At 29.7% G+C, this 12,489-nt stretch carries 11 protein-coding genes; 8 read left to right on the top strand and 3 right to left on the bottom strand.

Translation table 11 applies throughout. From position 1 onward, the window contains the following. Window positions 1-420 precede the first annotated feature (420 nt). Window positions 421-2,643 carry a serine hydrolase domain-containing protein gene (locus tag LGK95_RS14240; protein WP_226125449.1) on the bottom strand — a complete coding sequence of 741 codons (2,223 nt, stop codon included), beginning with the start codon at window positions 2,641-2,643 and terminating at the stop codon, window positions 421-423. A gap of 802 nt (window positions 2,644-3,445) precedes the next feature. Here LGK95_RS14240 and LGK95_RS14245 point away from each other — a divergent pair. Next, window positions 3,446-4,882 (top strand): alpha/beta hydrolase, encoded by a 1,437-nt coding sequence (locus LGK95_RS14245; RefSeq protein ID WP_226125450.1) that lies wholly within the window; start codon window positions 3,446-3,448, stop codon window positions 4,880-4,882. 425 nt (window positions 4,883-5,307) lie between these two features. On the opposite strand, the gene LGK95_RS14250 is transcribed toward LGK95_RS14245, so the two are convergent. Then, window positions 5,308-6,114, bottom strand: coding sequence for a nitroreductase family protein (locus tag LGK95_RS14250; RefSeq protein WP_226125451.1), 807 nt, complete (start codon window positions 6,112-6,114; stop codon window positions 5,308-5,310). Between the two features lie 113 nt (window positions 6,115-6,227). Between LGK95_RS14250 and LGK95_RS14255 the strand changes: the two genes are divergently transcribed. Continuing rightward, window positions 6,228-6,572 (top strand): winged helix-turn-helix transcriptional regulator, encoded by a 345-nt coding sequence (locus LGK95_RS14255; protein ID WP_226125452.1) that lies wholly within the window; start codon window positions 6,228-6,230, stop codon window positions 6,570-6,572. A 156-nt stretch (window positions 6,573-6,728) separates the two neighbouring features. After that, window positions 6,729-7,127 carry a GNAT family N-acetyltransferase gene (locus LGK95_RS14260; RefSeq protein ID WP_226125453.1) on the top strand — a complete coding sequence of 133 codons (399 nt, stop codon included), beginning with the start codon at window positions 6,729-6,731 and terminating at the stop codon, window positions 7,125-7,127. Between the two features lie 129 nt (window positions 7,128-7,256). On the opposite strand, the gene LGK95_RS14265 is transcribed toward LGK95_RS14260, so the two are convergent. Continuing rightward, window positions 7,257-7,928 carry a GNAT family N-acetyltransferase gene (locus LGK95_RS14265; protein WP_226125454.1) on the bottom strand — a complete coding sequence of 224 codons (672 nt, stop codon included), beginning with the start codon at window positions 7,926-7,928 and terminating at the stop codon, window positions 7,257-7,259. A gap of 747 nt (window positions 7,929-8,675) precedes the next feature. Here LGK95_RS14265 and LGK95_RS14270 point away from each other — a divergent pair. The 5 genes from LGK95_RS14270 (at window position 8,676) to LGK95_RS14290 (ending at window position 12,136) form a co-directional block, all read left to right on the top strand. Next, a complete protein-coding gene (locus tag LGK95_RS14270; RefSeq protein WP_226125455.1) occupies window positions 8,676-9,122 on the top strand; it encodes an ASCH domain-containing protein in 447 nt (148 codons plus the stop codon). A 123-nt stretch (window positions 9,123-9,245) separates the two neighbouring features. Continuing rightward, a complete protein-coding gene (locus tag LGK95_RS14275) occupies window positions 9,246-9,647 on the top strand; it encodes a bleomycin resistance protein (RefSeq protein ID WP_226125456.1) in 402 nt (133 codons plus the stop codon). Window positions 9,648-10,097: 450 nt separating this feature from the next. After that, a complete protein-coding gene (locus LGK95_RS14280; RefSeq protein WP_226125457.1) occupies window positions 10,098-11,090 on the top strand; it encodes a hypothetical protein in 993 nt (330 codons plus the stop codon). Window positions 11,091-11,484: 394 nt separating this feature from the next. Continuing rightward, entirely contained in the window at window positions 11,485-11,913 is a 429-nt protein-coding gene (locus LGK95_RS14285) for a hypothetical protein (protein WP_226125458.1), read from the top strand. Window positions 11,914-11,962: 49 nt separating this feature from the next. Continuing rightward, window positions 11,963-12,136, top strand: coding sequence for a hypothetical protein (locus tag LGK95_RS14290; protein WP_226125459.1), 174 nt, complete (start codon window positions 11,963-11,965; stop codon window positions 12,134-12,136). Window positions 12,137-12,489: the final 353 nt, after the last annotated feature.

The following is a 12,489-nucleotide window of genomic DNA, read 5'->3' on the forward strand; positions in this document are numbered from 1 at the left end:
GCGTAGAAAAAAACCTTGAAAATCAATTACTTAAATTCTCAAATAAATAAAAGATGAATTGTAAAAATAGCTATATGTTATATTATAAATAACTTATAGCTATTTTTATATATTTTTTTATTTATTAAGTTCGTTTTATATCCGATACGCGAACTCCGGCTATATGACTAGCTTCCATGACCTCACTATAAAATAAACGAACTTTAAGTTGATATAACACGAACTTTTGCCCCTATTTAACGTACTTTACCTATATAAGTTTGAGTAACAGTCAATGAATAAGAAAACAAAGTGATATCTCAATTAGTAAGATATCACTTTGTTTTTTATAATTTAAATGTATTCCTCATAAAATTAATTAAGTTTTCCTTAAATGCAGCGGATAAGGGTCATTTAGGATTACCATATGTCTCTGAATTTTTATTCCTTATATTGAATCGTAAACTTAGCTTGTACATTACCTAAAAATACGATTGTTCCATTTTTAGGCAATGTAACTTTTTTAATACCTGTAATTAGAGAATCATTCACTAAAGCTCCATTGCTATCATAAACTACAAAGGCTGCATTCTTCGGTATATCTACAGTAATTTCCTTATCAGCTGATTCCTTATCTATTTTATACCAGCTAGCATATCCGTCTTTCTTAATTGTACATTTGAATTTATTCTTTGTTGGAAAAGTTTCAATTACATCTTCTGATACATAAGTGGCACCACCTGCCTTTAGGTATTCAACCGCACCCTTTTTATAAAATGTGTAGTCCAATAGGTCACGTGACAATCCACCTGGACCATCTAATATAGCAATAGCTGAATTATTATCTACAATTTTATTTGATTGAACATATCCCTCAGGCCCTTTTGTAAGGCTAACTTGTACATCGGGACATGCAAACATATACTTTAATGAAGAGTATTTTTCGTTTATTAAGAAATATTTCTTACCCTCTCTTTTTGCCCAAGCTTGTGAAACACTTTCTGTTAATTTATTTACATCCTCTTTTTGTGCTACATACAAACTTGATATTGTTTGACCTAGCAATGGCAAAGTTGAATAGCCGGTATATTCAATATAAATTTTCCCATTTATCTCTTTTACGAATTTTAAACTTGTCTCTCCTCCACTGGATATAAAAGTTCCATCCTTTGTATAAACAAGAGTTTGCGAACCATTTTGTGGTGCTTGAGGAAATGATGAACTTAATATGCCTGCTTTATCAATTTTGATATCAAGAGATCCTGCAGGTGATACATATAAACCCTCATATTTTTTAATCTCTGGTGGAACAATTACTTTTTCTGGTGCAGTAAAGGTCTTATTCGGCTTGATTTTACTAATTACACCTTTTTCTTTTAATGCAGCAAGAAGTATTTCTTGAGCCAGTACTTGATCATAGCTACTACTTCCACCAGAAGTTACAACAGCCACTGCCATATTTTGTTCTGGTAAAACAGTCAAATTACTGTGATAAAGTACAGTGTCTCCGCTTTTTGATAATCCTTTGATATTATACTGATTGAATGGATAGAGATTTACGCTATCCCAGCCTAATCCGTAGCCCATTGTATTATCAGTATCTTCTGGCCAAATACCCTTTAGATATTCCTTATTCTCCATTGCCTTTAGGGATTTTTTTGAAAGGATTCTATTTGAATTTTTAGTGAAAGTTGTTGCAAAAGTACATAAATCTTCTGCACTTGAATAAATCCCGCCAGCACCAAAAGTATTAACGTTTTCTACTGGTAAGGCACTAGAAATTCCATTATAGTATGTCTTAGCTAATCTAGCTCTATCAAAGGTACTAGCTGGTGTTTTAGTATCACACATTTTTAGAGGATTAATAAATGTATTTGTTATATAGTTTGTATAATTAATTCCTGTCACATGTTCTACTAGGATTTGAGCAAGGGTAAAACCATCATTGCAGTATACTGAATAAGCACCAGGATCTGCTTTTAGACGTTGCGACTTTAATTGCTTTAAAAAAGTATCATGAGCGTATGTATCATTATCATCGAAAAGAACTGCATTAGAAAAACTAGAGCCCATTAAGCCTGATGAATGATTTAACAACATTCTGACTGTAATTTTCTTGTATCTGTCATCTGCCATTTTAAAATCTTTAATATATTGTGTAATCGGGGTATCTAATTTAATTTTACCCGCGTCCACTAATTTCATTACAGCAGTTGTTACGAACATTTTACTAACTGAGCCTATCCCATACATACTATCAGCTGTTAAAGCTGTAGTATTTTCCTTTGAATATACACCTGAATTACCAGATAACACAATCTTTCCATTATCTATTAAGGCATACTGTACACTTGTACTTCCACAATCAGTAGCTATATATGAGGCTTTTTTCTCTGCAACTGCTTTCGTGTTGACATAATCACTTGTTGAAAAGCTTTGAACCTGATTACTACTTTTTTTCTTTGATTTTGAAAGTTTACTTGGCTGTGGTACTTTTACTTCACCACTCTTTTTAATTGAAAAATCTGGTGCACTTGCCTCAGATGGAAATCCTGTTGTTAATGGTCCTATTGGAATGTTATTGGCAGCAAAAGCTGTCATTGATGATGATGTATACATTATCATTATCAATAAAAATGTAAATATACGTTTTTTTATCTTCATTTTCTATGTCCCCCTTTTTATAAATAATAAATCTCACCTAACAAATCAGATATGGTTAATACCACATGATTGTTGGTTAATAGTATATTACTATAAAATAAATGGAATTAAAAGAAATATATTCAAATAGAAATAAATATAGGAAAAAGTTTACCAGGCTAAACATAACGTTGGTACGCGTCCACTTGGTTATGATATTACAGAAGATAAATCATATATAATAAATTAGACAGAAGCTATTATTATACGAAAAGTTTTCTATATATAGGGGGAGTGGGAGCAAAGTAAATTAAACGGTCGTTTGTTTTACCGGTTTAAATTTACATTTTATGTTTCTAAAAGTACTGTTCATGTTTTTTCTATTTGTATTTTATTGTATTTTTTTTAAATGATAATTTAAAGAAAATTTAAAGAAAATGATTAAAGAAGAGACTAATAAACAAGTAAAATACTTAAACTCAAACCCAAAGTGAAAGTAACACAATACCAATTGTGTTACTTTCACTTTGTGGCTATAGGCCAGATGTTCATAAAAATAAAATGATGTGGAATTTTGGTTTCACGTCATTGTTATTTTTTAATTCCAATTAAATAGGTTTTATATGAAAATAACTGCTTATGACAGAAAATGTACGTTTCACGTAATTTGTATTGTTTTTTTTTGAAAAATCAGTAAAATTTCAATAAAGGGGGGACAGAATTTATAACGCGGTTAATTTCAATTTTAACTTTGTTCATGGAATTGAAGGTACAAGTCTTAGAGTTCGTATTGATAAAATTCTAAATTTTAAGGAGTGATTTTATGAGAATTTTTGAAGTACTGACAATTGTTTTTTTAGTTATTACCATTATCAATCTTGTTTTTATAAAGTATAAAAAATTAAGAATTACATTACCTATACTAGCGGTTGTATCATGCACATTAAGCTTGATTTTTGAGGGGTATAGACTACAAATGGTTCCAGCATATTTTTTATCTGTAGTTTTACTTGTTGTATGTATTATTAATACATATTCAGGAATTTCTAAAGTGAAAAAGGTATTTAAAATAGTAGGAATTACTTTTCTTATGATGTCATTAATAATATCAATTGTATTTCCAATGCTGTTTCCTGTAATAAATCTTCCTAAACCAGATGGGGAATATTCCGTTGGAACGAGGATTATGGCTTATACTGACAAATCTAGAAAAGGTATTTTTACAAACGCTGACACACCTAGGGAACTTGCAGTACAAGTTTGGTATCCAACCAATGGAGTAAAAGGTAAAAAAGTTCAGCCTTACATTTCAGACAGTAAGGTTAGCGCCTATATGTGCAAAAGTTTAGGATATCCCAACCTATTGAATCAGTTTGAATTAATTAAAACAAACAGTTTTCTTAATACAGGGATTTATAATAAAAAAGAAAAGTATCCAGTAATAGTTTTTTCACACGGATATGGTGGGTTTAGTGGACAAAATACAATACAAATGGAGGAATTGGCTAGTCATGGATATGTAGTATTCAGCATATCACATACCTATGAAGCTTTTTCTAGTACATTTCCGCAAGGGAAAATCGTACCTCTCAACAATAAACAAATGAAAAGAGTTGGTGAAGAATATAGTAATGTATCAAAACAATTTAAAGGAGATAAAACAAGTAATGAATTTCAGAAATATATGATAAAAAATTCTAAAGTAGTAGAAAAGAGTGTACATATATGGAGTGATGATACTAGTTTTGTTGTTGATGAGATAGAAAAGCTTAATAATGGAGAAATTAAGAGTATATTCAAGAATAAATTGGATATATCAAATTTAGGAATATTTGGTCATTCATTCGGTGGTGCTACAGCAGGACAAGCAAGCCTTACAGATAATAGATTTAAAGCATTTATTAATATGGATGGCACCGCATATGGTGATACTGTAAACAATAAAGTTAAGCAGCCTTTTATGATTTTAACTAATGGAAATATTAAAAACTATATAGACCAAGAATACTCTAAAGATCAAAAAAACTATCTTATTGTATCAATAAACGGAACAAAACATCTTGATTTTACAGATCAGACTGTTATCGTACCATCCGAAAAATTAATTTCACTATTAGGTACTATTAATGGAAATAGGCAGGAACAAATTATGAATGATTATATACTTTCATTTTTTGACAAGCATCTTAAGGGAATGAAGAAGCCTTTGATTGATCAAAAGCTTTCTAAATATCCTGAAGTGAGTGTACAATCAAGATAATACTATATATAGTTTGGGATATAAGTATAACAAGTAATGATTATCCTTTTAAATATATTTGTTTAGCATTTGGTTAATTCCAGGTGCTATTTTTTATGGAATTTTAGTTTTATGCTAAATGGGGTATTCTTATAGAATTCTCTTAGGTCGATGGCTATGTGGCCCCAAATATATATTAATATTCTGAATGTAACATAAATGTAATTGTGTTAAATTCACATAAAACCTCCAAGCCATTGAAACCACTAGGTTTCTTTTAATAAATCATTGATTTTAATCCTAATAGATAATATTAATTTAACATAACGTATTATATTGTATAATTAAATTTATCTTAATACTATGTTAATCAATTATATTAAAAAATGTCATGAAATTATCTTTTCACGTCATTTGTCTTTTAAATATATAATTTTGTGTACTAATTAAACCCAAGTAATATCTAATGGGTTACGATCTACCAATCGCTTATAACCATATTTAGGATAACCAACCATAACTGCGCCTGTTAACACCTTATTTTTAGGAATATTAAACAATTCTAATAATGGATAATAATTAGCAAACACACACATTTCAAAGAGCCCAGCCCAACAGCTACCTAATCCAAGCGTCGTTGCAAACAATTCCAAGTAAGCAAATGAAAATATTGTATTTTCTCTGCCATTTTTCATTTCTTTTGGAGCCATTGCTAAGATTATATTTGGAGCATCGCGTAATATTTGATCTATTCCAGTTTCTCTATAAGCACGAATATGATAAGGGAAACTCCAGTGCAAAGGATTCTCGCCTTGTGATTCCATCCACTCTATTACAACCTCTGTAGCTTTTTTTAGTGTTTTTTTATCTTCAACAATTATATATGATATTCCTTGCTGATTGCTGGCAGTAGGTGCAAAACGTGCACTATTAACTAGTTCAATTAATTGCTCTCGCTGCACTGTCATATCTTTGTAACATCTAATTGATCGTCGAGACCTAAGAAACTGTTTAGCAGTTTCTTTATCTACAACTGGGAACTTTTTTAGAATGGTTTGATTGTTTAAAGGTGTTTTTATATTATCAATTGCAGTGTTAGGACATACCGCAACACATTGCCCACAGGCTATACAGCCTTGTGGCTCAATTGCTAAAGGACCATTTTCTCCCATACCCAAAACTTTTGGTGGGCACACTTTCACACAAATTCCACATTTAATACATTTTGATTGATCTACTTTAATCAATTCCATTGAACTAATACATCTCCTATTCTGCTTGTTTTTATACTAATAACTATATATAATCATAGGTATATAAGCAAGTATGCACTTAAACGAAAGATACTGTATAAAAGGAGAGTAATATGAAAAAATGGTCATCTGACGAAGGAAAATGTTCTATATCATATACATTATCAGTTGTTGGAGGTAGATGGAAATGGCTAATATTATATAAGCTATTTAAAAATAATATACTACGATATGGTGAAATCAAAAAAACTATACCTTCAATTACACATAAAATGCTTAGTAAGGAATTAAAAGATCTTCAATCTTCAAAATTAATTTATAGACAAGAATACTGTCAAATTCCACCTAAAGTCGAATATTCATTAACTGAAAAGGGAACTACTTTGATCCCTATATTATTAGTTATGGCGGAATGGGGGGAAGAAAATAGAGACCCTATTGAGAATGACATATCTTAAATGTCGTGAACGTCTCTTTTCACGGCATTTATTATTTTTTTCGATTTTTTTAGAGGGTTCTAGATCTTTCTTATAGAATAGATAAAAATAGTATAATTAAGTGGATTTTTTATGTTATACTCGTAGAAAATTATGTATTACCTTGGAGGAAAATTTATGAAGCAAGTTGTAATCATTGAGAAATTACCAGATACAAATCAATATATTGAATTAAGAAAACAAGTTGGTTGGGGTTCATTAGATATAGACGCCACCAGAAAAGGAATAAGCAATTCGTGCTATTGTTTATGCGTTGAATGTGAAGGCTCCCTTATTGGATTTGGAAGAGTTGTAGGAGACGGAACAACAGTTTTTTATGTTCACGATATAATCGTATCACCAAAATTCCAAAAACAAAAAATTGGTATTAGAATTATGGAAAAAATAATGGAATATATCAGAATGAATTGCTTAGAAAAATCATTTGTTGGTCTAATAGCAAAAAGTGACCTTCATAATTTTTATAAAAAATTTGGATTTACATATAATGAGAATAATCGTTTCTATCGTTTATAAATTTAGAAGTAATGCCGTGAAACTAATCTTTTTCACGACATTTGTCTTACCCCTCTAATTTTCTTTAAACTATTATTTTAAATGTAACTCAATTAATATTGTTATATGTTGCTAATATTTTGAACAATCTCAATGCCCAACACCGTTACTGCTCCTTAAAATGCTATGGGAAAAATCGTATTGATAAATAAAAAAACGTGCATTTTTATTTTCATTTTTTATAGGGTCAAATTGTTTTTCTCCCATCTTTTGAAATCCCTGACTTTCATAAAATTGATAATTACAGGCTGTATCTGTGAATAGGTAAAAGCTGTCAATTTGTTGTTTCTGCATATATTCTTTCAGATAATGTAGAAACATTTTTCCAATACCTAACCCACGTTGTGTGTCATCAACCACAAAAAATACTAACTCTCCACCAAAATTTTGGTTGCATTTGCTAAGTAAGTTTTGGTCTACTTTTTCGATTTTCGAAAAGATTTCACCGCCAAAACATCCGTCTTTTGATAATGCAAGCAGAAATCTTAACCATCGCGACTGTATCTTATATTGAAAAACGTTTTTCTTCTGATATGCTTTATTACTTCTACCTAATATAACGCCGATAACGCTATTGTGATAAACAGCTACTTTTGAAAAAGTATGTTGCGCCAGACAATCATATAAAAAACATTTTGCCATGAATTTGGCTGTTTGTCGTTTTTTACAACGTTTATCATATTCCCATGTGTGGATAATCATTTCTTCTATTGTACTGTAATCGGATTTTCTTAATTCTCGAAAAGCTAAATTTTTTTCCATTTTTATTTCTCCTAGTAAAGTGTTTGTTTTTTATTGTGACTAAATACCAATAGGGTGTAAATTGAATATTAATTGTTTTATTTTTCTCAACTAACCAAATACCGTATATATTATAAACTATAATTGTATACCTTAACACAAAAAGGTATCTGTTGCATATGGTAATAGCTCTAGAAATTAGGCTATGAAGAGCTATACTAGCTACATAGTACACCTTCGGTATACAACAAGGCATAATACTACTTTAATTTTCCCTGCGGTCAACTTACTTCTAAAAACTTTTGCAAGCCAAATCAAACCGACAAGTCGATTTTGAGAAGACAGCATTGTATTACTCCATGGTTAAATATCAGTACTAAATAACATATAATTCAATAAACCTTTTATTAAAAGGAAAATGGATAAAACAAAGAATAGTACAAGAAATATAGATGACCATGCAGGCAAATTGGGAGCTATATTTTATAATACCCACCCTATATGCAATGTTAGCTTTATTGGCAATATTAAGCTTATCCTATGTGAATAATGCAGTTGATTTCTCATTGGTTATTCACCTCTTATGGCAACTATAACACTTGTTAATAACATAATGTCGTTAAAGTATCATTTCACGTCATTTGTTATTCTCTAATAGCTAATAAAATAGTATTTAATTTATCTCATAATAAACAAATACTATTTTATTTTCTTATATATAATCTATGGTAAAAATAGGTAATAATGAAGGAAGGAGGTTGAAGACATATGACTGAAAAGGAAATGTGGAATTTATATAACAAAAATAATGATGTAAAAAATAAGACTTATGATGCTTGGAGTTTTGGTGGAGATACTTCAATAGCAAATGAACTTGCAAAACTTGTAGTAAATGGCATAAAGACAGGAACCGCATCGGCTTACCAATTATATGAACTTGAAAACAGTCCGTTGCCACCAATCGGTAGTTTGAATATTATTTTGGACTCTGATAATAATGCTATTTGTATAACTGAAACAATTAAAGTTTATACTTGCCCATTTTGGGAAGTGTCAGAAAGTCATGCTTTTAAAGAGGGCGAAGGCGACTGCTCTATAGCGTATTGGAGAACAGTACATAAAGACTTTTTTTCAAGGCAACTCAAAGTATATGACCTCAATTTTGATGAAAATATGCTTATTGTATGTGAAGAATTTAAAGTGGTTTTTAAATAATAGCGCATTAAGAGCATAATATGTAGTTGTATTAGTTCGTTTTCATCATTTATGTCTTCTAAAATGATGTCAATATTATAGTAATAACAAAGTAAGATTATTTGTAAAATAGGAGGATTATACATGAAATTTAACGGACTAATTCCTGAATTATCTGTATCCAGTGTTAACGAGTCAAAAAAATTCTATATAGATATATTGGGGTTTCATTTGGAATATGAAAGGGCAGAAGATAAGTTTGCATTTCTTTCTTATGGTGAAGCACAGATTATGATTGAGGAGATTAATGGGCATTGGAACACAAGCGAATTGCAATGTCCCTTTGGCAGAGGTATAAATTTTCAAATACATACAGATGATGTATATAAAATTGCATATAGCCTTAAACAAAATAATATAACACTGTTTAGAGACATTGTAGAAAACCAATATAAATGTGATGGCGAAGTTATTGTTGAGAAAGAGATTCTATTTCAAGACCCTGATGGATATTTATTAAGATTTTCACAAACTGAAAGCAAATGAGATTATATATTATGATAAATAATAGTTTGGTTAATAAGTTATCATAGTTCAAAATTTTCTTTTATGTCGTCTTAAATAATGTCAATATTAAGCAACAAATTGCATGAATAAGAATAATAATGGCTCTATAAGCTAAACAAATGTCGTGAAGCCTTGATTTCACGACATTTATATTTTTCTATGATTTTTTTTAGAGGGTTGTTAATCTTTCTTATAGAATAGGATAATTAACATTTATTTTATGCGTACTCGTAATCAACTGCGAACTAATGGTTATTATAAATCTTGCCGATAAATACTAATTTGAGGAGTTGTTTATTATTAATATATGAAGAAAATTTATAGATAATGGAATGTACAAATCAGAATTTGAAAAGATAAAGTAATCAATGTATTAAGATGGATAATGTGCAAAGCAAATTAATGCATAATGGAGGAGGCTTGAAGTACATGGAAAACGTATCATTGCCTATTGGAACGAAACAGGGATGTTTTACTATATTTGACGGATTTGAAGCATACCAAAAAGAAGTGGCAGCTGAAAGAATATTGCGTTTAGAGCAAGAAAAACAAAAATTTATAAAAGGAGAAAAAAATATATCGAATAATTTTGATTCTGTAGACACTTTTGACAGTTGGATTCAAGATTACAAAGATGCTAAGATGTACAAATGCCAGTGTAAATGTGGAGAAATAAAATATTTAGATGAAGTTACTTTATTTAGAAAGAGATGGAGGAATTGTGGAGAAAATTGTGGATTAAAACAAGACCACGAGAGAAAAATGATAGCTTCATATCCTAGAGTAAAAGATGAAAGTTATGATATTGATTATTTATATACCACACATGAATCATTAGAGGTATTAGAATGTATTGATGAAAATTATGAGGGAACACCTGTTGCATATGACAAACGAAAAAAGGGAGCTGGCATATGTAAAGTATTTAAGTTATATAAATGTCGTTGCTATCTGTGTGGTAAAGAATATCAATTTAAATCATCAGATTTTGAGATAAAGATTGACAGCTACGGACATAGAGCTAGTGAAGGATACTATTGTGAAGCTTGTTGCGACTGCCATATCATTTCATCGTTCCAATGGAGAACAGCTAAAACATTGAGAGAACATAATGTAGCATATAGAGTTGAAGTTTCGTTTCAAGACTTATATGGTGTAGAGCATAAGAAATTGTTGCGTTATGATTTTGCTGTTCTCGGTTCAGATAATAGCATTAAATGTCTTATTGAGTGTCAAGGTGAACAGCATTATAAGCCTGTAGCTGAGTTCGGTGGTGTTTCACAATATGAGTCTCAAGTAAAGAATGACGAATTAAAACGTGTTTATGCCAAGTCACATAATATATCTTTATTTGAAATTCCATATACTTGTAATACATACGAAAAGGAAATAGAATTTCTTAAAAATGCTGGAATTATTTAATCACATATTTTCAGATATCGACACAAATCATTAGATTTGGTGGAAATTATATTAAAGATGTTAATAACAATAAATGTCGTGAAAGCCTTATTTCACGACATTTGTGTTTTCCTTGACGGACAAAATTGCACTTTAATACTTGAATAATATGATATTATATATACTGGGATGCTGGTTGGTATCAAATCAAAGGACTATTAAAAGCGTATCTGCCAGAAGGGTTAAAGGAATTCAACATTTTATATAAGAAATTTGAGGATAGAATGAGGCCATTGGTTTATGAGTTAGGTTTTTTGTATAAATAGGGGTTAAACCGCTCTTCAAAGACTAAAGGGAGTATAATATTATTTATAGTATATAGTATATAATTCTATATATGGGAGGCGAGCGTATAATGGAAATGGATTGGAAAGAAGAATTAGTATTACAATTTAGGGAATTAGCAATTAATCAAAAGACTGTTGTGAATGCAATGTCTAATTTCGTTGATGTTTTTAATAGAAGCATAACCAAATATGGCATAAAAAATATTGAAGCAGAAACAGATTCACAAAGTTATATTGACATAAAAGGTTATAAAAGAATTATACTAACATATTCTGATGATGGAATTGTTTTCAGTATTATGGATGAAAATGGTCGTGACGATATTGTATTTATTAGATTAAGAATTGTTAAAGAAGCAGGAATGTATCTAATTAATTATGTTAATACGAAAGAATCAGAGCCAGTACTGCTACCATTTATTGATGAGAATACTATTGATGGAATTTTTAAAGATTTGATTCGATTGAATAAAAAACATTTAAGCATAAAAGGATAATTAAATTATTAAATAATAAATTTTAAAATAATGATTGATGGGAGAAAACATGAAGATATTTCAAAAGCTTAAGAAGTTAAAGAAGATTAAAAAGTTACCTACAGTAGAAAAAACAGATTCTGTTAATGCTGATGTTGTAAATAATGATTCTGAGAATACTAAACCTTTTAAACTAGGTCGACAAATATTATTAGAGTATATGGATAAAAAGAATGAAAAATAATAAATACTCAGCATAATAAACGTTGTTAAATATTAATTGGAACAAAAAGACTTATAACAAAAGAAATATTATAGTACATGATGGCAACTTAAACTTTAATTATAATCATGCTGTATCCTTTATCAATTATATTAAAAAACTAAATAAATAAAGCAATACCATTTATTTATTAATGTCGTATCGTAATGATTTTAAAACTACAAAATAGTTCAAAATAGTTCTAAAATACGATAAAAGCATATAATATAATTAAAATTATATTGTATGCCCTTTAACCAACGTTACAATACCAGAGCAATGGAAGTGGTCAACTAATATAGGAATGGTGTCCATTGCTCTTGCATTGTCTTTCT

Source organism: Clostridium algoriphilum, assembly GCF_020443705.1.
GTDB lineage: Bacteria > Bacillota > Clostridia > Clostridiales > Clostridiaceae > Clostridium_AD > Clostridium_AD algoriphilum.

What these genes read in the sequence shown, in the direction of transcription:
- LGK95_RS14240 (WP_226125449.1), bottom strand. Translation starts at nt 2,643, where the DNA reads ATGAAGATAAAAAAACGTATATTTACATTTTTATTGATAATGATAATG.
- LGK95_RS14245 (WP_226125450.1), top strand. Translation starts at nt 3,446, where the DNA reads ATGAGAATTTTTGAAGTACTGACAATTGTTTTTTTAGTTATTACCATT.
- LGK95_RS14250 (WP_226125451.1), bottom strand. Translation starts at nt 6,114, where the DNA reads ATGGAATTGATTAAAGTAGATCAATCAAAATGTATTAAATGTGGAATT.
- LGK95_RS14255 (WP_226125452.1), top strand. Translation starts at nt 6,228, where the DNA reads ATGAAAAAATGGTCATCTGACGAAGGAAAATGTTCTATATCATATACA.
- LGK95_RS14260 (WP_226125453.1), top strand. Translation starts at nt 6,729, where the DNA reads ATGAAGCAAGTTGTAATCATTGAGAAATTACCAGATACAAATCAATAT.
- LGK95_RS14265 (WP_226125454.1), bottom strand. Translation starts at nt 7,928, where the DNA reads ATGGAAAAAAATTTAGCTTTTCGAGAATTAAGAAAATCCGATTACAGT.
- LGK95_RS14270 (WP_226125455.1), top strand. Translation starts at nt 8,676, where the DNA reads ATGACTGAAAAGGAAATGTGGAATTTATATAACAAAAATAATGATGTA.
- LGK95_RS14275 (WP_226125456.1), top strand. Translation starts at nt 9,246, where the DNA reads ATGAAATTTAACGGACTAATTCCTGAATTATCTGTATCCAGTGTTAAC.
- LGK95_RS14280 (WP_226125457.1), top strand. Translation starts at nt 10,098, where the DNA reads ATGGAAAACGTATCATTGCCTATTGGAACGAAACAGGGATGTTTTACT.
- LGK95_RS14285 (WP_226125458.1), top strand. Translation starts at nt 11,485, where the DNA reads ATGGAAATGGATTGGAAAGAAGAATTAGTATTACAATTTAGGGAATTA.
- LGK95_RS14290 (WP_226125459.1), top strand. Translation starts at nt 11,963, where the DNA reads ATGAAGATATTTCAAAAGCTTAAGAAGTTAAAGAAGATTAAAAAGTTA.